Annotated in this window: 20 protein-coding genes; 15 read left to right on the top strand and 5 right to left on the bottom strand. The window is 69.9% G+C overall.

Annotation, left to right across the window (positions count from 1 at the left end; all coding sequences use genetic code 11):
• The first annotated feature begins 4 nt into the window (after positions 1 to 4).
• From ACIA5H_RS23795 to ACIA5H_RS23815, 5 genes are all read left to right on the top strand, one after another.
• Positions 5 to 1162: a serine hydrolase domain-containing protein gene (locus ACIA5H_RS23795; RefSeq protein ID WP_397077371.1), complete on the top strand. Its 1158-nt coding sequence runs from the start codon at positions 5 to 7 to the stop codon at positions 1160 to 1162.
• On the top strand, positions 1162 to 2208 hold the full coding sequence (locus ACIA5H_RS23800) for an NAD(P)-dependent alcohol dehydrogenase (protein WP_379253379.1): 1047 nt from the start codon (positions 1162 to 1164) through the stop codon (positions 2206 to 2208). The genes ACIA5H_RS23795 and ACIA5H_RS23800 overlap by 1 nt, the downstream gene beginning before the upstream one ends.
• A gap of 38 nt (positions 2209 to 2246) precedes the next feature.
• Positions 2247 to 3896 (top strand): class I adenylate-forming enzyme family protein, encoded by a 1650-nt coding sequence (locus tag ACIA5H_RS23805; RefSeq protein WP_397077372.1) that lies wholly within the window; start codon positions 2247 to 2249, stop codon positions 3894 to 3896.
• Between the two features lie 4 nt (positions 3897 to 3900).
• The gene (locus ACIA5H_RS23810; protein ID WP_397077373.1) at positions 3901 to 5652 is read left to right on the top strand and encodes an amidohydrolase family protein; all 1752 of its coding nucleotides are present in this window, start codon (positions 3901 to 3903) and stop codon (positions 5650 to 5652) included.
• Between the two features lie 85 nt (positions 5653 to 5737).
• Positions 5738 to 6592, top strand: a complete 855-nt coding sequence (locus tag ACIA5H_RS23815; RefSeq protein WP_379253186.1) for an alpha/beta fold hydrolase — start codon at positions 5738 to 5740, stop codon at positions 6590 to 6592.
• Between the two features lie 7 nt (positions 6593 to 6599).
• On the opposite strand, the gene ACIA5H_RS23820 is transcribed toward ACIA5H_RS23815, so the two are convergent.
• Positions 6600 to 6884 carry a hypothetical protein gene (locus ACIA5H_RS23820; protein ID WP_397077374.1) on the bottom strand — a complete coding sequence of 95 codons (285 nt, stop codon included), beginning with the start codon at positions 6882 to 6884 and terminating at the stop codon, positions 6600 to 6602.
• A gap of 192 nt (positions 6885 to 7076) precedes the next feature.
• On the opposite strand from ACIA5H_RS23820, the gene ACIA5H_RS23825 reads away from it, so the two are divergent.
• Positions 7077 to 8108, top strand: a complete 1032-nt coding sequence (locus ACIA5H_RS23825; protein ID WP_379253184.1) for a DoxX family membrane protein — start codon at positions 7077 to 7079, stop codon at positions 8106 to 8108.
• A 94-nt stretch (positions 8109 to 8202) separates the two neighbouring features.
• Here the strand turns inward: ACIA5H_RS23825 and ACIA5H_RS23830 are convergent, their stop codons facing one another.
• Both ACIA5H_RS23830 and ACIA5H_RS23835 read right to left on the bottom strand, forming a co-directional pair.
• Positions 8203 to 8532: a hypothetical protein gene (locus ACIA5H_RS23830; RefSeq protein WP_397077375.1), complete on the bottom strand. Its 330-nt coding sequence runs from the start codon at positions 8530 to 8532 to the stop codon at positions 8203 to 8205.
• Positions 8533 to 8574: 42 nt separating this feature from the next.
• Entirely contained in the window at positions 8575 to 9405 is an 831-nt protein-coding gene (locus ACIA5H_RS23835) for a mycofactocin-coupled SDR family oxidoreductase (RefSeq protein WP_397077376.1), read from the bottom strand.
• Between the two features lie 459 nt (positions 9406 to 9864).
• Here ACIA5H_RS23835 and ACIA5H_RS23840 point away from each other — a divergent pair, with 459 nt between their 5' ends.
• From ACIA5H_RS23840 to ACIA5H_RS23850, 3 genes are all read left to right on the top strand, one after another.
• Positions 9865 to 10068: a hypothetical protein gene (locus tag ACIA5H_RS23840; RefSeq protein WP_355077905.1), complete on the top strand. Its 204-nt coding sequence runs from the start codon at positions 9865 to 9867 to the stop codon at positions 10066 to 10068.
• A gap of 108 nt (positions 10069 to 10176) precedes the next feature.
• Positions 10177 to 10836 (top strand): class I SAM-dependent methyltransferase, encoded by a 660-nt coding sequence (locus ACIA5H_RS23845; protein ID WP_379253182.1) that lies wholly within the window; start codon positions 10177 to 10179, stop codon positions 10834 to 10836.
• A 200-nt stretch (positions 10837 to 11036) separates the two neighbouring features.
• Positions 11037 to 11903 carry a BTAD domain-containing putative transcriptional regulator gene (locus tag ACIA5H_RS23850; protein WP_379253181.1) on the top strand — a complete coding sequence of 289 codons (867 nt, stop codon included), beginning with the start codon at positions 11037 to 11039 and terminating at the stop codon, positions 11901 to 11903.
• 50 nt (positions 11904 to 11953) lie between these two features.
• Here ACIA5H_RS23850 and ACIA5H_RS23855 read toward each other — a convergent pair whose 3' ends face one another.
• Both ACIA5H_RS23855 and accA read right to left on the bottom strand, forming a co-directional pair.
• Positions 11954 to 13303 (bottom strand): acetyl/propionyl/methylcrotonyl-CoA carboxylase subunit alpha, encoded by a 1350-nt coding sequence (locus tag ACIA5H_RS23855; RefSeq protein ID WP_397077377.1) that lies wholly within the window; start codon positions 13301 to 13303, stop codon positions 11954 to 11956.
• 10 nt (positions 13304 to 13313) lie between these two features.
• Positions 13314 to 15002 (bottom strand): acetyl-CoA carboxylase carboxyl transferase subunit alpha, encoded by a 1689-nt coding sequence (accA, locus tag ACIA5H_RS23860; RefSeq protein WP_397077441.1) that lies wholly within the window; start codon positions 15000 to 15002, stop codon positions 13314 to 13316.
• Between the two features lie 198 nt (positions 15003 to 15200).
• Here accA and ACIA5H_RS23865 point away from each other — a divergent pair, with 198 nt between their 5' ends.
• The 6 genes from ACIA5H_RS23865 to ACIA5H_RS23890 are packed head-to-tail and all read left to right on the top strand — an operon-like array spanning position 15201 to position 21054.
• Positions 15201 to 16469, top strand: a complete 1269-nt coding sequence (locus ACIA5H_RS23865) for a beta-ketoacyl-[acyl-carrier-protein] synthase family protein (protein WP_379253179.1) — start codon at positions 15201 to 15203, stop codon at positions 16467 to 16469.
• Positions 16466 to 17704 (top strand): ketosynthase chain-length factor, encoded by a 1239-nt coding sequence (locus ACIA5H_RS23870; protein ID WP_379253178.1) that lies wholly within the window; start codon positions 16466 to 16468, stop codon positions 17702 to 17704. Before ACIA5H_RS23865 ends, ACIA5H_RS23870 begins: the two co-directional genes overlap by 4 nt.
• Positions 17701 to 17955, top strand: a complete 255-nt coding sequence (locus ACIA5H_RS23875; protein WP_355077911.1) for a phosphopantetheine-binding protein — start codon at positions 17701 to 17703, stop codon at positions 17953 to 17955. Before ACIA5H_RS23870 ends, ACIA5H_RS23875 begins: the two co-directional genes overlap by 4 nt.
• Entirely contained in the window at positions 17952 to 18890 is a 939-nt protein-coding gene (locus tag ACIA5H_RS23880) for an aromatase/cyclase (RefSeq protein ID WP_397077378.1), read from the top strand. The genes ACIA5H_RS23875 and ACIA5H_RS23880 overlap by 4 nt, the downstream gene beginning before the upstream one ends.
• On the top strand, positions 18887 to 19813 hold the full coding sequence (locus ACIA5H_RS23885) for an MBL fold metallo-hydrolase (RefSeq protein ID WP_397077379.1): 927 nt from the start codon (positions 18887 to 18889) through the stop codon (positions 19811 to 19813). The genes ACIA5H_RS23880 and ACIA5H_RS23885 overlap by 4 nt, the downstream gene beginning before the upstream one ends.
• Positions 19801 to 21054, top strand: a complete 1254-nt coding sequence (locus ACIA5H_RS23890) for an FAD-dependent oxidoreductase (protein ID WP_397077380.1) — start codon at positions 19801 to 19803, stop codon at positions 21052 to 21054. The genes ACIA5H_RS23885 and ACIA5H_RS23890 overlap by 13 nt, the downstream gene beginning before the upstream one ends.

Consider the following 21054-nt stretch of genomic DNA (forward strand, 5'->3'; position numbering starts at 1 on the left):
GGCGATGACCACTACCACGGGCACCGAAACCTCGGGATTCTGCGCCGAACGATTCGCACGGGTCCGCACGGAACTGGAGTTCCGGCTCGCCTCCGGCGACGAGCTGGGCGCATCGATCTGCGTCACCGTCGACGGCGAAACGGTCGTCGACCTCTGGGGCGGCTACCGCGACCGGGAACGCACGCAGCCGTGGACCGAGGACACCTTGGTCAACGTCTTCTCCATCACCAAGACCATGACCGCGCTGTGCGCCCTGCTGCTGGTCGAGCGCGGCGAACTGGACGTGCACGCGAAGGTGGCCAGGTACTGGCCGGAATTCGCGGCGAACGGCAAGGGCGACATCGAGATTCGTCATCTGCTCGCGCACACCTCCGGCGTCTCCGGGTGGCAGCCGCCGATCGAGCTCGCCGATATCTACGACGCGGAAGCCTCCGCCGCCCGTCTCGCGAGCCAGCCGCCGTGGTGGGAGCCCGGCACCGCCTCCGGCTACCACGCGCTGGCCTACGGCCACCTGATCGGCGCGGTGATCCGCCGCGTCACCGGACGCTCGCTGGGCGAGTTCTTCGCCGAGGAGCTCGCCGGGCCGCTGGGCGCGGACTTCCACATCGGCACCGCGCCCGAGCACCACGGGCGGATCGCGACCTTGATCCCGCCCGCCATGCCGGAATTCGACATGGCCGCGCTCGACCAGGAAAGCGTGCTGGTCAAGACGCTCACCAGCCCGCTGCTCGACATCGTCGAGACGGCGAGCGCCGGGTGGCGGCAAGCCGAGATCGGCGCGGTGAACGGCCACGGCAACGCCCGTTCGGTGGCGCGGGTGCAATCGCTGGTGTCCTGCGGCGGCGAACTGGCCGGACGGCGGCTGCTGTCGGAGCGGACGATCGAGCTGATCTTCCAGCAGCAGTCCGACGGCGTGGATCTCGCGCTTGCGGTGCCGCTGCGATTCGGCATCGGCTACGGTCTGCCGCAGCGGCAGACCGCCCCGGAGGTTCCCGACGGCCGGGTGTGCTGGTGGGCCGGGTACGGAGGCGCGATGGTGGTCAACGACCTCGAGCACCGCACCACGTTCGCCTACGCCATGAACCGGATGGCGCCGGGGCTGATCGGCTCCGACCGCGGCGATGCCTATCTGCGCGCGACGTTCGCGGCGGTGCGCGGATGATGCGGGCACTGCAGCTCACCGAGCCCGGTGTGCTGGAACTGCGCGAGGTACCGATTCCGGAGATCGGTCCCACCGATCTGCTGCTGCGGGTGGGCGCGGCGGGCATCTGCCATTCGGATCTGCACGTGCTGCACATCCCCTTCCGGATGCGCGAGGAACCGTTGACCCTCGGCCACGAGATCGCGGGCACCATCGAAGCCGTCGGCGCCGGGGTCGGCGGCCGCCGGGCGGGCGAGCGCGGCATCGTGTATCTGTGCTGGTCGTGCGGGGTCTGCCGGGAGTGCGTCGGCGGCAACGAGAACGTCTGCCTCGCCGCGGGCCGCACCGCCATGCCGCCGTGCCCCGGACTCGGGCCGGACGGCGGGATGGCCGACTACGTCCGGGTGCCCGCGAGTTCGTTCGTGCCGATCGGCGACCTCGATTTCGCCGAGGCCGCGCCGCTGGCCGACGCCGCGCTGTCGAGCTACCACGCCATCCGCGGCGCCCGTGATCGGCTGCGGCCGGGGTCGGTGGCGGTGGTCGTCGGGATCGGCGGCCTGGGCCACCTCGCGGTGCAGATCCTCGCCGCGACCACGGCGGCCAGGGTGCTGGCCGTGGACGTGAGCGCCGACAAGCTCGAACTCGCCGCGCGGTGCGGTGCGGCCGAAGGACTTCTCGCGGGCGACGACACGGCGAAGGAGATCCTCGACCGGACCGCAGGTCGCGGCGCGGACGCGGTGTTCGACTTCGTCGGCGTCGACGCCACCGCGCGGCTCGCGGTGGAATCGGTGGCGCCCGATGGGGCCTACCGCATGGTCGGCCTCGGCGGTGGCGCGCCGGAGATCACGGCGGCGCCCGCCACCGGCATGGGCTGGCCGTGGGGCGCCACGGTCCGGAAATCCTACGGCGGCACCAGGTCCGACTTGATCGACTCCGTGGCGTTGGCCGCGGCGGGCAAGCTGCGCGCCGAAGTGGAGCGCTATCCGCTGGCCGACGGCCGCGCGGCCCTCGACCGGCTGGAGCACGGGCTGATCACCGGCCGCGCCGTGCTGATCCCAGAGCCGTGACGAATCAACCCTTGCGCAGTGACGAGGAAGTATCCGATATGACAAAAGCAATCGACCCGCAGACGTTCGTGGCACAGGCCGCGAGCAGGCTCACCGGACCCGGCGGTCGATTCGAGATGGTGGTCGAGGACGTGCTCGGCGCGCCGCTGCCGGTGGTGCGCCATCGCAAGTCCTCGCTGCGGGAAGTGCTCGTCGCCGCGGCCGCGCACGGCGACCGGGACTATCTGGTCACCGCGGACCGCAGGATGTCGTTCACCGAGCACGCCGCCGCGGTCGCGGCGCTGGCCACGGCCCTGCGCGACCGCTTCGGCGTCGGCAAGGGCGACCGCGTGGGCATTCTCGCCGCGAACACCCCCGAGTGGGTGCTCACCTTCTGGGCGGCCCAAGCGCTCGGCGCGATCGCGGTGGGTTACAACGCGTGGTGGGCCCCGCGCGAGATCGCCTACGGCGTCGAGCACACCAGCCCCACCGTGCTCGTGGTCGACGCGAAGCGCGCGGCGCTGGTGGCGGAACTGGATATCCCGGTCCCGGTGCTCACCATGGAACACGACATACCCGCGCTGCTGGCCGAATACCGCACCGACGACCTGCCCGACACCGAGATCGACGAAGACGATCCCGCGGTGATCCTGTACACCAGCGGCACCAGCGGACGACCCAAAGGGGCGGTGCACTCGCACCGAAACCTGGTGGCGGTCACCGACTATCACGTCTTCAACGACGCGCTGGCCGCCGCGCTCACCGGGGCGGGCGAACTGCCGAGCGGGCGGCGCTTCCTGCTCACCTCGCCGCTGTTCCACATCGCCAGCCTGCACAACCTGGTGGTTCCCCGGCTGGTCACCGGCGACGCGGCGGTGATCCACCAGGGCTCGTTCGACGCCGACCGGGTGCTGCGGCTGATCGAGGCGCAGCGGGTCACCAACTGGGGCGCCATGCCGACCATGGCGACCAGGATGCTCGAACTCGACCTGTCCGACTACGACCTGTCCTCGCTCGCTTCCTTCTCGCTGAACTCCGCGCCGTCCTCGGCCGCGTTGCAGGAGAAGCTGCGCGATCAGCTGCCCGTCGCCCGCAACGCGCTGGTGACCAGCTACGGGCTCACCGAATGCAGCACCGCCGCGACGCTGGCGAGCCCGGCCGAGCTGGCGGCGTTCCCGGACACCGTCGGTCGTCCGGTCGTCGGGGTCGCGCTGGAGATCCGCGACAGCGCGGGCAACGTGGTCCCCGACGGCACCGAAGGCGAGATCTGCGTGCGCAGCCCTTACGTGATGCTGGGCTACTGGCAGAACGAGGCGGCGACCGCCGCGGCGATCACCGCCGACCGCTGGTTGCGCACCGGCGATATCGGGGTGCTGGAGGACGGCAGGCTGCGCTTGTCCGGGCGTCGTTCGGATCTCATCCTGCGCGGCGGGGAGAACGTCTATCCCACGGAGATCGAGCAGTGCCTCGAGGAGCATCCCGCGGTGCGCGAGTGCGCGGTGCTCGGGGTACCCGACGCCGACCTCGGACAGCAGGTCGCCGCCGTGGTCGTGGTCGAAACCGCCACGGCGGCCAGCGAAGAGGAGCTGCGCGCGTTCGCCGCCGAGCGGCTCGCCTACTACAAGGTGCCCGCCCGCTGGCGGCTCACCACCACCGCACTACCGCGCAACGCGACCGGCAAGGTCATACGCGCCGATCTCGAGGTGTAAAGCCATGTACGACATCATCATCGCGAACGGCCAGTGGTTCGACGGCACCGGCGCGCCCTCGGCGATCCGGCACCTCGGCATCCGCGACGGGCGCGTCGCGACCGTCTCGGCCGACCCGATCGAGGACCCCGACTGTCCGAACATCGTGGACGCCACCGGGAAATGGGTGATCCCGGGCATGCTCGACATCCACACCCACTACGACGTGGAGGTGCTCCAGCATCCCGCGCTGACCGAATCGCTGCGCCACGGCATCACCACGGTCCTGCTGGGCTCGTGCTCGCTGTCGACCGTCCACGTCGACGCCTCCGACGCGGGCGACCTGTTCGCGCGGGTCGAGGCGATTCCGCGCAAGCACGTCCTCGCCGCGGTCGGCGAGCACAAGACCTGGCGCTCGGCGCACGAATACGCGGCCGCCCTGGAACAACTGCCGCTGGGCCCGAATGTCGCCGCGTTCATCGGGCATTCGGACATCCGCGCCGCGGAAATGGGTCTGGAGCGCGCGACCCGCAAGGACGTCCGACCCGATGCCGCCGAACTGGCGGGGATGGCGGCGAAGCTGACCGAGGCGCTGGACGCCGGGTTCGTCGGCATGTCCTCCCAGCAGCTGCTGTTCGACAAACTCGACGGCGCGGTGTGCCGATCGCGCACCCTGCCGTCCACCTACGCGACCACCCGGGAACGGCGCAGGCTCAACGCCATCCTGCGCCGGCGCGGGCGGGCACTACAGGGCGGACCCGACGTGTCCCGCCCGCAGAGCCTGGTGACGATGGCGGCCGGTAGCCTCGGCCTGTTCCGCAAGCCGCTGAAGGTCAGCCTGCTCTCGGCCGCCGACCTCAAGGCCATTCCCGGCATCGCGTACCTTTTCCCGCTGATCGCGCGAGTGCTCAACGCGCTGGGCGGCGATTTCCGCTGGCAACACCTTCCGGTGCCGTTCGAGGTCTACGCCGACGGCATCGACCTGGTGGTGTTCGAGGAGTTCGGTTCCGGCGCCGAAGCGCTGCACCTCGCCGACCGAGTGGACAAGCGCCGGGAACTGTTGCGCGACCAGCAGTACCGGCGCCGCTTCCGCAAGGACTACGACAAGAAATTCGGTCCACGGGTGTGGCACCGTGATTTCTTCGATGCGCGGATCGTGGAATGCCCGGACGCGAGCGTGATCGGCAAGACCTTCGGCGAGGTGGGCGCGGAGCGCGGCGGCACGCACCCGGTGGACGCGTTCCTCGACCTCGTGGTGGAACACGGCGGCAAGGTCCGCTGGCGTACGACGATCTCCAACCACCGACCGGAAGTGCTCGATCGGCTCGCCGCCGACCCCGGCGTGCAATTGGGCTTCTCCGACGCGGGAGCGCATCTGCGCAACATGGCGTTCTACAACTTCGGGCTCCGCTTCCTGCGCCGGGTGCGCGACGCCGCGAACGCGGGCCGTCCGTTCCTGTCGATGGAACAGGCGGTGCACCGGCTCACGGGCGAACTCGCGGACTGGTACGGCCTGGACGCCGGACATCTGCGGGTGGGCGACCGAGCGGACGTCGTCGTGCTCGATCCGGCTTGCCTGGACGATTCGCTGGACGCCTACCACGAATCCCCCATCGCCCCCTTCGACAACCTGTCGCGCATGGTCAACCGCAACGACGAGGCGGTCACCGCGGTCTTGGTCGGCGGCGTGCCGGTGTTCGGCGGCGGCGCGCCCGCCGCGGAGCTCGGCGCCCGGCGGACCGGCCGTTTCCTGCGCGCGGCGACCGCCACCGGATAGTCCAACCGCCCGCTCGGTCCGGTTCGTCCACGTAAAATCGCTGGTACCCGGCGGTTCGCTCGCCGGTGGTTCGTAGGGAGTCAGCGTGGACGTATTCGAACATCGGGGCAGGTCCGTGGTCTTCGACCGCACGGGCAGCGGGTCTCCGGTCGTGTTCCTGCACAACGCGGGCACGCAACGCCGCATCTGGGACGACCAAGTCGCGGCACTGCGGGACTCGCATGAGGTCTTCGCGCTCGACCTGCCCGGCTACGGGCAGTCCGACCAGCCCGCGACCGGCTACCGCCTCACCGATTACGTCGACATGCTCACGGCGTTCCTCGACGCCCAACGCGTCACCGACGTGGTGCTGATCGGCAACTGTCTCGGCAGCGCCACCTCGCTGCGCTACGCCATGGGTCATCCCGACCGGGTGCGCGCGCTCGTCCTGATCAATCCGCTCACCTTGGACACCGTGAGTTCGGGGCAGTCGGCGGGCCTGGCCTGGCTGGACGCGCGGCTGCCGCTGGCGCCGCTGGCCCGCCGGATCAGCCTGCCGAACCCGGTGGTCTCGCTGATCGTCGGCAATCAACTCGGCCCCCGCGGCCGGCGCCTGCGCACTCAGCACGAGCCGCGCGTGCGGGCGTACTGGACCGATCGGGGCAGGCTGCGAGCTCTGCACGGCTTGGTGCAGGATTTTCCGTCCTACCGCGCGTTGGACACCTTCGAGCCGCCCGCCGGTTTCCCGCCGATCTGCACGATCTGGGGGCGACGTAACCGCATCCTGTCGGCGAAGGCGGGCGGACGGCTGAACGGCAAGCTGCGCCCGCACACGGCGGTGGAACTACCGGACTGCGGTCATCTTCCGATGGTGGAGGCTCCGGAGCGAGTCGCTTCGATCATCACCGGCTTCCTGGCCGCGACCGACGTCCCCGCGCGCGAGCGGTCCGGCGGCCGCTGAGCCACACTCACAGCGGTGCCACGGTCGGGCACAGTTCGGCGAAACTGGCCGAGTGCACCCCGCATCCGGCGCATTCGAACACCATGCCCATGTCCAGCATCCAGTGGATGCGGGTATGGCAGGTCTCGCAGAGGAAATCCACACCCGCCGGATGGCAGCAAGACCGTTTACGGATGAACCATTCCGCGCGATGACGGCAGGGCACGGAATCGAAGCGGAACGTGCACTTCGGCGCGGCGGGCAACTCGGCGACGACGGCATCGAAAGCCGTTGTGGCCGTACGGGTGTTCACAGCGGATACCTTCCGGCGGAGCAGGGGCGGGAGAACGAGCGGTGCGGCGGCGCCTTCTACCCCCTGGATCGATCTCTCTCGATCAGCTGTTACCCGGATGAGTCCGCTTTCACACGGCGGCGGACCGGCTTGTTTGGTCACGAATCGCGCGGGAATCCGAATTGTGACGCCATCGAGGGAAGGGGTTCTATCATGTTGTTGCGCCGACTCGCCCGGCCGCTACTGGCCACCGTGTTCGTGGTCGACGGGGTCGATACGCTGCGGCACCCGGACGAGCGGGTGAAGTCCGCGAACGCACTGCTGGAGCGGGGGCAACGACAGCTGCCCGCGGAGGTCGCCGCGAAATTGCCATCGAATCCGTCGACCGTCGTGCAGGTCAACGCCTTCGCTCAGGTGGGCGGCGGCGTTTTGCTGGCCCTCGGCAAGGCACCGCGACTGGCCGCCTTGGTGCTCGCCGCGACCGTCGTGCCCGCGGCCGTCACCGAGCAGGACTTCTGGAACGAACAGGATCCCGCCCGCAAGTCGGCGAAGCGCAACGCGTTCCTCAAGGATCTCGGGCTGCTCGGCGGACTGATGATCACCGCCGCCGATACCGAGGGCAAGCCTTCGCTGGGCTGGCGCGGCCGCAGGGCCGCACGCGATGCCGCCGCCGCGGTGACCGCGGCGTTGCCGTTCGGCGCGGCCTCTGACACCGCCACCGGCGCGGCACTGCGCAAGCACGCGCACGAGGCCGCGGACAAGGCGCGGGCAGTGGGCGCGGTGGCCGCGAGCAAGGGGGCGGAACTCGCCGAATCGGCCCAGCGGCACCGGCCCGGGTGGGCGGAATCGGCGAAAGAGCACGGCAGCGACTGGGCCGAGACCGCCAAGACGCACGGGCAGGAGTGGGCCGAGATCGCCAAAGAACACGGTGCCGACTGGGCGGAGATCGCCAAAGAACGCGGCGCGGACTGGGCCGAAATCGCGAAAGAGCGCGGCGCGGAATGGGCCGAGATCGCCAAGGAGCGCGGCGCCGAATGGGCGGAGGTCGCCAAGGAGCAGAGCGTTCACCTCGCGGATCTGGCGAAGCAGCGCGGCGCCGAATGGGCGGAGATCGCGAAAGAGCGCGGACCTGAGCTCGCCGACGCGGCCAAGGAACGCGGTGTGCACGCGGCACACCTGGCGCGCGAGCGTGGAGCCCAGACCGCGCACGCGGCCCGCGACGCGATCGAGTCACGTCGCCACTGACGCTTCGCGACAGGCTTCGCCTCGGCCCGGCCGCGAGGGACGTGCCCGGCGAGCCAGTCGTGCACAAGCGGGCCAGCTGGGGCCCGGCTCGGCCTCATGAGCGTTCGGTAGCGGGCGTCGCGCGACGCCCGCTACTTCGCGGACGAGCATCCGTTTCTTCGCTCACGCCTTCGAGCGACTTGCGGTTGCGCGCCGGTCGGGCGGTCTCGCCGTAATCGTGCGCGAGGTCGATGAGTGCCGCGCCGAGCGAGGAGACCCGCTGGAACCGGTCGGCCAGGCCGGTGATCTCGATCGCCCGGTAACCGGCCGCACGATGGTGGTCAGCATCATCCGGCCGCGCGAGCGCGCCGCCTCGGTCTGCGCCTCGACCAGGACGCTCAGTCCAGCCGCCGCAAGGAAGGCGACCGGCGAGAGTCAGCGCCACCGCGCGAACTTCGTGGCGGGAAGCACTTTTGCGGCCGGAGCCCTAAGAGGTGCTCGCGCTCCCGCCGCAGGAGATGGTGACGGCTTCGCCGTTGAAGTGGCGGCCGTGCTCGGAGACCAGCAGCAGCATCGCCTCGGCCACCTCGGCGGGCTGGATCAGATCACCGTTGGGCGGCCCGGATTCGATGATCGCCATCCAGTCCTCCTTGGTGGGATTCTCCTTGTCCGGCATCATGAGCCGCCAGGTCGCCGGATTCTGGATCATGTCGGTGTCCACGCCGGAGGGCAGCAGCGCGTTCACCGTGATGCCGTACTCCGCCACTTCCAACGACAGTGACTTCACCAAGCCGAGCACGCCCCATTTGCTCGCGGCGTAGTGCGCCGCGTTGCGCACGCCCATCTTCGCCACGATGGAGGAGGTGGCCACCACGCGACCCCAGCGGCGCTCGATCATGTGCGGGACGACCGCGCGGAAGCTGTGGAACACGCCCGTCAGGTTCGTGTCGATCATGTCCCGCCACAACCGCTCGTCCATCTCGGCTACGGGCGAGTTGGACGCGATGCCCGCATTGGCGACGAGGATGTCGATGCGGTCGAACTCCTCGAGCGCGCGCTCGGCGACCGTCCGCATCTGTTCCAGGCTGCGCACGTCGGCTCGGACGGCGACACAGCGGCGGCCGGTCCGCTCGACCAGCGCGGCGGTCTCGGCCAGGTCGCCGGGGGTGCTCAGCTCGTAGGGCAGGCCGGGCACCGGTGCGGCGATATCGCACACCACGATGTCCGCGCCCGCGTTCGCCAGCGCCAAGGCGTGCGCGCGCCCCTGTCCGCGGGCGCCGCCGGTGATCACCGCCACCCGGTCGTCGAGGTTGCCCATGACTGGCCCTTCGTCGGTCGGTACCTGCTTCGGCCGCCCCCATCGTGTCATGGGCGAACGAGCTGAACTCCCGGTTTTCCGCCGGCCGCGTCGCCAAGGCGATTTTCCCAGAGTTGGGAACCGGGCCGCACCCGCTGCCGGGCACGACGTGCGCTTCTGCGTGCCGCAGCACGTCCGCAACCTGCGTAGACGGGGTCGCTGCGCCGAATTGTCCAGGGAGAGTGGAACAATGGGCACGATCTCGGCGCCGGAGCGGGCACGGCCATGGCACGGACGAGCCGACCCGACTGCGGCACGGAGACCACATGCACCCATTTCGACCCGGTCCAGCGACCGACCGTCCGCGATGTACGCTGCGCCCCGGAACGATCTCGCCCGTGCCCACGCGTCGTTCCAGGCACGAGCGTCGCATTGACATGGTTTCCTGGGGGCCCGATGACCGATTGTGAGTACCTTCCCGTGAATCTCGACCGACAGCTCGACGCCGAACCGACCGAGCACGACAACACCCTCGCCGACCGGCTCGCCAGCCCGCGGCTGCGCAGGCTGCTGCACACGGCCATCGGCCTGTCCGAGGACTCCGTCGACCTGCTGACGACCATGACCACGCGCCTGCGCGCGGCCGAGGGCATGATCCTGCGCGACCCGCTCGAGGACTACTGACCCACGGGCGGTCGCGGCCGGGGACACCGGGCGGGCAGCCGGCGGGGCGGGTTGCCGAACCGGCAACGATATTTGCCGTTCCGGTCGGCCCGATGGATGGTGGGACGCATGAGTGCGACACCCCATCACCACGCCGACCGGACGACGCCGACGACTGTCGAGTACTGGGAGGCCTTCTACCAGGAGCGCGACCAGATCTGGTCCGGACGGCCGAACTTCTTGCTGGTGCGTGAGCTCGAAGCCGTCCCCCCTGGCACCGCACTGGACCTGGGCTGCGCCGAGGGCGCCGACGCGATCTGGCTGGCCGGGCGCGGCTGGCGGGTCACGGCGGTCGACGTGTCGGAGACCGCGCTGGCCCGAGCCAGGACGAACGCGGCCCGCCAGGGAATCGACGGCGAAATACATTGGCAGCGGCACGATCTGGACCACACCTTCCCCGCGGGAAGTTTCGACCTCGTCACGGCGCAGTATCTGCACTCACCGGCGGCGAAGGACGGCGAACGGACGCGCATCCTGAGCCGGGCGGCCGATGCGGTGGCTCCCGGCGGGCTGTTGCTGATCGTCGGTCACGCGCAATGGCCCTCCTGGGTACTGGAACCACCCGCCGACGTGCATTTCCCGACCACTGCCGAAGTACGGGCCGGTCTCGCGCTGGATCCGGCCGAATGGCACGTGGAAGTGGACGAGGAGGTCGAGCGCGAACACGCGAGCCCCGAGGGCAGGCCGGGCACGCGAAAAGACAACATCCTACGAATTCGCCGCAGCTGACGGGGAAGAGCAAATAACGGGCCAATCTCCTTGCAGCCGAGGAGAATTCGCGGAGCCCGCGCACGGAATTAACTCCGATATTACTCAGGATTCATGGTGCCGAGACGGATTTCTCGCTACTGTGGACGAAGCCTACAGTGCGGTGGGAATCGAGAATCTCACGTCGGTCGGGGGGAAATTCGCCCGTAGGAGAGTTCCCAGTGAAGTATCCCGTATGCGCTCGCGTGCTAGGCCCGTTGACGCTTGCCCTGAACAATCACAATGCGACGCCGACCGCGCAGAAGCAGCGGCAGTTGCTGGCATTACTTTTGGTCCGGCACGACACCGTTGTCCCGGTGACGACCCTGATCGAAGAACTGTGGAACGACGATCCGCCGCGCAGCGCGGTGACGGTCGTGCAAACATATGTGCTCGGCATCCGCAAGAAGATGGCGGAGCAACTCGGAGTCGGACAGGCGGAGGTGGCCGAACGCTATCTGCGCACGCGCAGCAAAGGCTATTCCTTCGACGTGCGGGACTGTGTGTTCGACCTGCGTGACTATCAGTCCATGTCCGACGCAGCCCGATGCGCCGCCAAGACCGGCGACGACGAGCGCGCGGTGGACCTGTTCAGCGCCGCGGAAGCGCTGTGGAGCGGTCCCGCGCTGGTGGACGTGGAGGGTGGCATCCCGCTCGCCGCCGAGATCTCGCATCTGGATCACCTGCGGCTGACCAACATCGAGTTGCGCGTGGAGGCGGAATTGCGACTGGGCAGGCATCGTGAGGTCTGTCCCGACCTGGCGCGGCTGACCATGCAGCATCCGCTGCACGAGCGGCTCCAGGCGTACTACATGTTCGCCCTGTGCCGGTCGGGCCAGCGCGCTCGCGCCCTGGCCTCCTACCAGCGATTCAGCCGTTCCATGCAGGACGAACTGGGGCTCGACCCCTGCCAGAAGCTGCAGAAGTTGCACCGGGACATCCTGACCGCCTCCGACGACTCGGTGAGCGCGATGCTCAACAGCCGCCACGCCGGTTACCTGATCGGGTGGTACTCCCCCGAGCACCGCGCCGCCGCCGAGACCGCCTGACGCCGACGCCCGGCCGCGATCGCCGCGGGCCGGGCGAACCTCCGGCGCGCTCATCCCCGCCCGAGGAGCTCGTCCACCAGCCCGGTGGTGTGCGTTGCGGCGCGCATGGCTGGATGGTCGAGCACCTCGTACAGGAAATCCCGGGTGGTCGCGACGCGGGCGCCGGAAATCCGGAATTCCGCCAGCGCCCGCCGCATCCGGGCCAGCGCCCGGTCCCGGTCCGGCGCCCATACCACCAGTTTGGCCAGCAGCGAATCATAGTGCGGAGGTATCGAATATCCGGCGTGCGCATGGGTGTCGACGCGGACGAAGGGGCCGCCGGGCGGGGTGAATTCCGCCAGGATTCCCGGAGCGGGCGCGAATTCCGCGGCAGGGTCTTCGGCATTGATCCGGCATTCGATCGCCGCGCCGCGCAGGACGATATCTTCCTGATCGATGCCGAGCGGTTGCCCCGCCGCGACTCGAATCTGCTCGGCGATGAGATCTATACCTGTCACCATTTCAGTGACCGGATGTTCGACCTGAATTCGGCAGTTCACTTCCATGAAATAGTAATTGCCGTCCCGATCGACCAGGAATTCCACGGTTCCCGCGCCGGTATACCCTGCCTCGAGCACACCGTGCACGGCGGATGCGCCCATTCGCTCGGCCAGACCGTCCGGCAGCAGCGGGGCAGGCGATTCCTCGATCAATTTCTGGTGCCTGCGCTGCACCGAGCAGTCGCGTTCACCCAGGTGCACGCCATTGCCGTAGGCATCGCACAGCACCTGGATCTCGACGTGCCTGGCGGCGGCGAGGTACTTCTCCAGGTACACCCGGCTGTCGCCGAACAGCATCCGCGCCGTCGCCCTGGTCTCCTGATATGCGCGCGGGAACGCCGCACTCTCGTGCACCACCTGCATGCCGCGCCCGCCTCCGCCCGCGGCCGCCTTGACGATCACCGGGTAGCCGATCGAATCCGCGAGCGCGTGCGCCTCGTCGAGTTCGAGCGGATCGAGGCTGCCCGGCAGCAGCGGCAGTCCCGCCTTCGCCATCAGCGTGCGCGCCGACTGCTTGTCGCCGAGCTGGGCCATCACGTCGGCGGGCGGCCCGATCAACGTGACGCCCGCCGCCCGGCACGCGTCGGCGAAATCCGGTGACTCGGAGAGGAATCCGTATCCGGGATGGATCGCGTCCGCGCCGGTGAGCTCGGCGGCGGCCAGGATCGCCGCGGCGTTCAGATAACTGCGCTTGGCCGCGGACGGGCCGATCTGCACCGCCTCGTCGGCGAAACCCACCACCGCCGACTCGGCGTCGGCGACCGAGTGCACCGCGACGGTGCGCACGCCGAGTTCGCGGCAGGTGCGCGCGACGCGCAGCGCGATCTCACCACGGTTGGCGATCAGGATCTTCTCGAACATTGCGCCACTCCTACGCGACCGACCGGACCAGGACCTGCCGCCGCGCGCCGAAGCGCCGGAACCGGGCGCGGCGCTCGTCGGCCAGCTCCGCACCGCTGCGACCGGACAGTTCGCCGAGGGTCGCGGTCAGGGCCCGGTGCAGCTGTTCGGCCGCGGCCACGGGGGCCGCGCCCACGTCGTCGCCCGGCTCGGGCAGCACCGCGTCGACGACACCGAGACGCAGCAGGTCCCGCGCGGTCAGCGACAGCGCGGCCGCGGCCTCCGGTGCGGCGGCGGGATCGTTCCACACGATCGCCGCGCAGCCTTCCGGGCTGATCACCGAGTACGTGCCGTTCGCGAACATCAGCACCCGGTTGGCGACGCCGAGCGCCAGGGCCCCGCCGCTGCCGCCCTCGCCGATCACCACGCTGATCACCGGCACCCGCAGCGCGGACATCAACCGGATGTTCTCCGCGATGACGATCGCCTGCCCCTGCTCCTCGGCGGTCGCGCCCGGATACGCGCCGGGCGTGTCGATCAAGGTGACCACGGGCAGCCCGAGCTTCTCGGCCAGGCGCATCAGACGAGCCGCTTTGCGATAGCCGGCCGGAGTCGGCATGCCGAAGTTGCGTTCCATCAGCTCCTTGGGGTCGTGTCCTTTCTGGTGGCCGATCACCATGACCGGCCGCCCGCCGAGCCACGCCGTTCCGCCGACCACCGCGGCGCAATCGCCGGAGATCCGGTCGCCGCGCAACTCGCGGAACTCGTCGAAGGCGAGTGCGAAGTAGTCCAGCGCGGTCGGCCGCTGCGGAGACCGCGCCCGGCGCACTTGTGTCCAGGGATCGGTCGCGGGAACGCGGGCCGGATCGGTGATCACGCCCGCGTCGGCGGGGACGAAGGTCTCGGCGGAATCGACCGGTCCCGCGGCCCGCAGCAGTGCGCCGAGCGCCTGGCGCAGGCCCGCGCGCGGCACGATCATGTCGACGAGCCCGCGTTCCAGCAGGAATTCGGCGGTCTGGAACTTCGGCGGCAATTCCTGCCGGATGGTCTGCTCGATCACTCGCCGTCCGGCGAACCCGAGCCGGGCGCCCGGTTCGGCGATCAGCACGTCGGAGAGAGTGGCGAAGGAAGCCGCGACGCCGCCGTAGGTGGGATCGGTGATCAGGGTGACGGTGAGGATGCCCGCCCGGTCCAGTTGCTCCAGCGCCGCGCTGGTCTTGGCCATTTGCATCAGCGACAGCGGGCCCTCCTGCATCCGGGCGCCTCCGGAGGCGGTGACAATGATCAGCGGAACACGTTGGGCCAGCGCGGTTTCGGCAGCGGCGGTGATCATTTCGCCGACCGCGGTGCCGAGGCTGCCGCCCAGGAATCGGAAGTCCATGGCGGCGATCACCACCGGCCTGCCCTCGATCGCGGCCAGCGCGCACAGCACCGCGTCGTGCATGCCGGTGCGGGAGCGCGCGGCGGCCAGCCGGTCCGGGTAGGGCTTGGTGTCGGTGAAGGTCAGCGGGTCTTCGTCGGTGGCGGCGACCGGCAGCGGCTCGAAGCGTCCCTCGTCGGCGAGCTGCTCGATGCGCTGCCGCGCGGTGATCGGCGTGTGCCTGCCGCATTCGCCACAGACGCCGAGGTCGCGGGCGAACCGCTTGCCGTACAGCGGGATCAGGCATGCCGGGCAGAGCACCCAGTCCGCGGCGCCGTGCTGGCCGTGTGCTGACTTCATCACGCGTGTCTCCTGTGCTCGGGAACAGGTGATCGGTCCGGGCGGCGCCGGCCGGGCGATCACAGCGACAGCCTGCGCCCCACCGCTCGAGAACAACTCGACTCGCTCGCTCGAGCGAGGTTCGAGGACCGTCCCCGATGCTCGATCGCACCATCGAAGGGAGAACGCCATGAACACCAATGCATCCGGTGGTGTGCGATGAGCCGCCGCGTTGTCGTCACCGGGCTCGGCGTCCGCGCGCCCGGCGGGTCGGGCAAGGACGAGTTCTGGAAGCTGCTGTCCGAGGGCCGCACGGCGACGCGCCGGATCTCGTTCTTCGACGCCTCGCCGTACCGGTCCCAGGTGGCCGGTGAAGCGGACTTCGACGCGGCGCTGGAAGGGCTGTCTCCCAGGGAGATTCGTCGCATGGACCGGGCTGTGCAGTTCGCCGTGGTCTGCGCGCGGGAGGCGGTGTCCGACAGCGGGCTCGACCTCGCGACGGTCGATCCGCACCGGCTCGGCGTGAGCCTCGGCAGTGCGGTCGCCGCGGCCACCAGCCTGGAGCGCGAATACCTGGTGCTGTCGGACTCCGGGAAGAACTGGCTGGTCGACGAGACGTATCTCTCTCCGCACATGTTCGACTACATGATCCCCAGCGTGATGCCCGCCGAAGTGGCCTGGAGCGTGGGCGCCGAGGGACCGGTGGCGATGGTCTCCAACGGATGCACCTCGGGACTGGACTCGGTGGGCCACGCGGTGCAGCTGATCCGCGAGGGCTCCGCCGACGTCATGGTTGCGGGCGCGTCGGACACCCCCATCACACCGATCGTGGTGGCCTGCTTCGACGCGATCAAGGCGACCACCCCGCGCAACGACGAGGCGGAGGTGGCCTCGCGGCCGTTCGACAACTCGCGCAACGGGTTCGTACTCGCCGAAGGCGCCGCGATGTTCGTGCTGGAGGAGTACGAGAGCGCGCGCAAGCGTGGCGCGCACATCTACGCCGAGATATCCGGGTACGCGACCAGGTGCAACGCCTACCACATGACGGGCCTCAAGGCCGACGGCCGCGAGATGGCCGAGGCGATCCGGGTCGCGCTCGACGAATCCAGGATCGACCCGACCGGTGTGCACTACATCAACGCGCACGGCTCCGGCACCAGGCAGAACGACCGGCACGAGACCGCAGCGGTGAAGCGCAGTCTCGGCGCGCACGCTTACGCCACGCCGATGAGCTCGATCAAGTCGATGGTCGGGCATTCGCTCGGCGCGATCGGCTCGGTCGAGATCGCCGCCTCGCTGCTGGCGCTGGAATACCAGGTGGTGCCGCCGACGGCGAACCTGCACGAACCCGATCCCGAATGCGATCTGGACTACGTGCCGCTGGTCGCCCGCGACCATCGGATGGACACCGTGCTCACCGTGGGCAGCGGGTTCGGCGGCTTCCAGAGCGCGATGGTGCTGCGTAAGGCGGAGGCGGTGGCGGCATGATCCTCGTGACCGGAATGGGAGTGCTCGCGCCGAACGGCATGGGCGTGGAGCGTTTCTGGGACGCCGTGCTGGCCGGGCGCGGCGGGATCGCGCCGCTCACCCGGTTCGACACCAGCGGTTCGTCGGCGCGACTGGCCGGACAGGTGGCCGATTTCGACGCCGGTGAGCACCTGCCGAGCAGGCTGCTGCCACAGACGGACGTCTCGACCCGGATGGCGCTGGTCGCCGCGCAGTGGGCGCTGGACGACGCGAAGGTCGACACGGCGACGATGACCGACTACGACATGGGCGTGGTGACCGGAAACGCTTCCGGCGGTTTCGAATTCACCCATCGCGAATTCAACAAGCTGTGGTCGCTCGGCTCCGAGCACGTAAGCGTGTACGAGTCCTTCGCGTGGTTCTACGCGGTCAACACCGGCCAGATCTCCATCCGGCACGGCATGCGCGGGCCGAGCAGCGCCTTGGTCGCCGAGCAGGCGGGCGGACTGGACGCGATCGGCCACGCGCGGCGCACCGTGCGGCGCGGGACCCCGCTGGTGGTCACCGGCGGCGTCGACTCGGCGCTGGACCCGTGGGGCTGGGCTTCGCATCTGTCCAGCGGCGGGGTGAGCGCCGCGACCGACCCCGACCGCGCCTATCTGCCTTTCGACGCCCGCGCCGCCGGCTACGTGCCCGGTGAAGGCGGCGCGATGCTGGTCGTGGAGGACGCCACCGCCGCGCGTGCCCGTGGGGTGCCCAAAGTGCACGGTGAAATCGCCGGCTACGCCTCGACCTTCGACCCGCCGCCCGGCTCCGGCCGTCCGTCGGGCCTGCGCCGCGCCGCCGAACTCGCGCTGGCCGACGCCGGGATGACGCCAGGTGACATCGACGTGGTGTTCGCCGACGCCTCCGGCATACCCGATCGCGACCGCGACGAGGCCGCCGCCATCGAGGCGCTGTTCGGGCCGGGCGGCGTTCCGGTCACCGCGTCGAAACCGCTGACCGGACGCCTGTTCTCCGGTGCGGGTCCGCTCGACGTCGTCACCGCGCTGCTGGCCATGCGCGACTCGGTGATCCCGCCGACCGCCCGCACCTCCACGCTCGCCGAGGACTACCGGATCGATCTGGTTCTCGGCGCCCCGCGCTCCGCCACCGTCGGCGGCGCGCTCGTCCTGGCACGCGGGCGCTGGGGTTTCAACTCCGCGGTCGTCGTGCGCGCCGTGTCCGATCGAGATCTGCCGAGGAGCGAATCATGACCATGACCATCACCGAACTACGCCGCATTCTGGTGGACTGCGCGGGCGGCGAGGACCTCGCCGAACTCGGCGGCGACATCGCCGCCGTGGAATTCGAGGAGCTGGGCTACGACTCGCTCGCGCTCATCGAGACCGCGGCGCGGATCCAGCGCGATTTCGGCGTGACGATCCCGGAGGAAGAACTCGTCGAGGTCAAGACGCCGCAAGAGCTGGTCGACATCGTGAACGCCCAACTGCGCGGTGCGGCATGAGCGGCGAAGTGATGTCCCACAGCAGGGTGGTGCAGGCCGCCCCGGACGTCGTCTACGGTCTGGTCGCCGACGTGACCAGATGGCCGGTGATCTTCGAGCCGAGCGTGCTGGTGCGCCACCTGCACCAGGGGCCGGACGAGGAGCGCTTCCGGCTGTGGGCGACCGTCGGCGGCGCGGTGAAGAACTGGACGTCGCGGCGGGTGCTGGACGCCGAGCAGCGCCGCATCGTGTTCGAGCAGGAACGCAGCCAGGCGCCGTTCGCGTCGATGGGCGGCGGCTGGTCGTTCCGCGAGATCGGTCCCGGCGCGACGAAGGTCACCTTGGACCACCACTTCGCGGTGGTGGACGGGGCCGATGCCGCGCAGGTCGCCGCGTCGGTCGATCGCAACAGCGTGGTCGAGCTCGCGGCGCTGGCCCGCGTCGCCGAGCTCGGCCACCCGGTGGACGAGGTGATCCACGCCTTCGAGGACACCGTGACGCTGGAATGCTCGTCCTCCGAGGCGTATGACTTCGTCTACCACAGCGAACGCTGGCCCGAGCAGGTGCCGCACGTCGGCCGCATCGAGCTCACCGAGGATGCCGAGGGCGTGCAGCTGATGGAGATGGACACGGTGACGGCGGGCGGTATCCCGCACACCACGAAGTCGATCCGGGTGTGTGTGCCCGGCGAGCGAATCGATTACAAACAGCTGGTGCCGCCCGCGATCCTGTTCGGCCACAGCGGTGCGTGGGAATTCGCCGAGGGTCCGGACGGCGCGGTGGTGACCGCGCGGCACACGGTCGCGATCAATCCCGAGGCCGCGCGCGAGATCCTCGGCGCGAACACCGATCTCGCCGACGCCCGCGCGTACCTCACCGAAGCGCTGTCCGCCAACAGTCGCAACACGCTGCGGTGCGCGGAACGCTGTGCCGCGACGACGAAGTCACCGACATGACCGCCACCGAGACGACCGCGACGCCGCGCGTACAGGAGATCGCCGACGGCGTCCACGCCTACACGCACAGCCGCGGCGGCTGGTGCGTCAGCAACGCCGGCGTGCTGACCGGGCCGGACGGCGCGGTGGTGATCGACACGCTGGCGACGGAAGGGCGCACCCGGGCACTCGTCGAGTTCGTCGACGGGCTGGGTACCGGCCCGGCCCGCGTCATCGTGAACACTCATCACCACGGCGACCACAACTTCGGCAATCATCTGTTCGGCCCGGCCGCCGTCGTCGTCGGCCACGACCGGATCCGGCCGGAGATGATCGAGACCGGCCTGGCGCTGACGAAGCTGTGGCCGGATGTCGAATGGGGCGATGTGCGGGTCACGTTGCCGAGCATCACGTTCAGCTATCACCTGACCTTGCACCAGGGCGAGCGCCGGGTGGAGCTCATTCACTTCGGCACCGCCGCGCACACCACCAACGACGTGGTGGCGTGGCTGCCCGAGGAGCGCGTGCTGTTCGCCGGAGACCTGGTGATGGCGGGCGCTGCGCCGTTCTGCCTGATGGGGTCGGTCAGGGGTTCCGTCAACGCGATCCGGCGGCTGGCCGCGCTGGGCGCCGAGACGGTCGTCGCCGGACACGGCCCCGTCACCGGACCTGAGATCTTCGACCAGACGCTGCGTTATCTGCGCTGGGTGCAGGACCTGGCCGTGGAGGGACGCGCACTCGGGCTGACGCCGCTGGCGATCGCGCTGGAGGCCGACCACGGTGAGTTCGCCGACCTGGTCGACCAGGAGCGGTTGGTCGGCAACCTGTATCGCGCCGATGCGGAACTGTCCGGCGGCGAACTCGGCGAGCCGCTGGACGTGCTGGCGATTTTCGACGAGATGGTGCTCTACAACGGCGGGCAGGTCCCCACATGCCTGGCGTGAGCACCGAATCCGTGCGGGTCTGCGTGATCGGCGGCGGCCCCGCCGGACTGATGACCGGCCTGCTGCTGGCGCGTTCCGGCGTGGAAGTGCTGGTGCTGGAGAAGCATCCGGACTTCCTGCGGGATTTCCGGGGCGACACCGTGCACACCTCGACACTGCTCGCGATGAACGAACTCGGCTTGGCCGAGGAATTCCTCGCGCTGCCGCACGTCGAGCTGCCTCAGCTGCCGATGGCGGCCGCCACCGGTCCGGTGGTGTTCGCCGACTTCAGCGCGCTGCCCGGGCCCTTCCCGTTCGTGGCGTTCATGCCGCAGTGGGATGTGCTGAATTTCCTCGCCGAGGCGGGCGGGCGCTACCCCGGCTTCCGGTTGGTGCAGGAAGCGGAGGTCACCGAGCTGATCCAGCGCGGCGGTGCGGTGACGGGCGTACGCGCCGAGACCGCTGACGGTCCGCTGGAGGTCAGCGCCGACCTGGTGATCGCCGCCGACGGGCGGCACTCGATCGTGCGCCGGTCGGGGCTGCTCGAGGTCGCCGCCAGCGCGGCGCCCATGGACGTGCTCTGGTTCCGCGTCGGCAAGCCGGAGGGCGAGCGCCTGCCCACCGTGCGCAGCGGGAAGGGATTCTTCATCGTCTGTATCGATCGCGGTGACTATCTCCAGGTCGCGTACATGATTCCGAAGGGCGGCTTCGCGACGATCCGGGCGGCGGGGCTGGCGCGGTTCCGTGCGGATCTGTCCGGCATCTATCCCGTGCTCGCGCCGCGTCTGGAGGCGGAGATCCAGGACTGGGACGACGTGAAACCCCTCGACGTCCGAGTGGATCGGCTGCGCCGCTGGTACCGTCCCGGCCTGCTGGCGATCGGGGACGCGGCGCACGCGATGTCCCCGGCGGGCGGGGTGGGCATCAATCTCGCGGTGCAGGACGCCATCGCGACCGCTCGCCTGCTGGCGCCGATCCTCGCCGCGGGCGCGACCGCGTCCACGACGCAGCTGCGCACCGTTCAGCGCCGCCGCGAATTCCCGATGCGCGTGGTGCAATTCGCGCAATTGCACTTGCTGTCGGACCTGTACCCCAGTGCGGGACGGCCCGGGACCGACAAGCCGCTGCTGGTGCGGCTGCTGCGCCGTTTCCCGCGCCTGCCCCGGCTGGTGGCCAGGGTGATCGGCCTCGGCATCCGCCCGGAGCCGGTGCCGCCCGCGACCGAAACCGTCGCGACCCTAACGAAACTCAGGGAGAACTGA

The sequence above is a fragment of the Nocardia sp. NPDC051900 genome (genome assembly GCF_044452545.1).
GTDB classification, from domain to species: Bacteria; Actinomycetota; Actinomycetes; order Mycobacteriales; family Mycobacteriaceae; genus Nocardia; species Nocardia sichangensis.

What these genes read in the sequence shown, in the direction of transcription:
- ACIA5H_RS23795 (WP_397077371.1), top strand. Translation starts at nt 5, where the DNA reads ATGACCACTACCACGGGCACCGAAACCTCGGGATTCTGCGCCGAACGA.
- ACIA5H_RS23800 (WP_379253379.1), top strand. Translation starts at nt 1,162, where the DNA reads ATGCGGGCACTGCAGCTCACCGAGCCCGGTGTGCTGGAACTGCGCGAG.
- ACIA5H_RS23805 (WP_397077372.1), top strand. Translation starts at nt 2,247, where the DNA reads ATGACAAAAGCAATCGACCCGCAGACGTTCGTGGCACAGGCCGCGAGC.
- ACIA5H_RS23810 (WP_397077373.1), top strand. Translation starts at nt 3,901, where the DNA reads ATGTACGACATCATCATCGCGAACGGCCAGTGGTTCGACGGCACCGGC.
- ACIA5H_RS23825 (WP_379253184.1), top strand. Translation starts at nt 7,077, where the DNA reads ATGTTGTTGCGCCGACTCGCCCGGCCGCTACTGGCCACCGTGTTCGTG.
- ACIA5H_RS23835 (WP_397077376.1), bottom strand. Translation starts at nt 9,405, where the DNA reads ATGGGCAACCTCGACGACCGGGTGGCGGTGATCACCGGCGGCGCCCGC.
- ACIA5H_RS23845 (WP_379253182.1), top strand. Translation starts at nt 10,177, where the DNA reads ATGAGTGCGACACCCCATCACCACGCCGACCGGACGACGCCGACGACT.
- ACIA5H_RS23855 (WP_397077377.1), bottom strand. Translation starts at nt 13,303, where the DNA reads ATGTTCGAGAAGATCCTGATCGCCAACCGTGGTGAGATCGCGCTGCGC.
- accA (WP_397077441.1), bottom strand. Translation starts at nt 15,002, where the DNA reads ATGAAGTCAGCACACGGCCAGCACGGCGCCGCGGACTGGGTGCTCTGC.
- ACIA5H_RS23865 (WP_379253179.1), top strand. Translation starts at nt 15,201, where the DNA reads ATGAGCCGCCGCGTTGTCGTCACCGGGCTCGGCGTCCGCGCGCCCGGC.
- ACIA5H_RS23870 (WP_379253178.1), top strand. Translation starts at nt 16,466, where the DNA reads ATGATCCTCGTGACCGGAATGGGAGTGCTCGCGCCGAACGGCATGGGC.
- ACIA5H_RS23875 (WP_355077911.1), top strand. Translation starts at nt 17,701, where the DNA reads ATGACCATGACCATCACCGAACTACGCCGCATTCTGGTGGACTGCGCG.
- ACIA5H_RS23880 (WP_397077378.1), top strand. Translation starts at nt 17,952, where the DNA reads ATGAGCGGCGAAGTGATGTCCCACAGCAGGGTGGTGCAGGCCGCCCCG.
- ACIA5H_RS23885 (WP_397077379.1), top strand. Translation starts at nt 18,887, where the DNA reads ATGACCGCCACCGAGACGACCGCGACGCCGCGCGTACAGGAGATCGCC.
- ACIA5H_RS23890 (WP_397077380.1), top strand. Translation starts at nt 19,801, where the DNA reads ATGCCTGGCGTGAGCACCGAATCCGTGCGGGTCTGCGTGATCGGCGGC.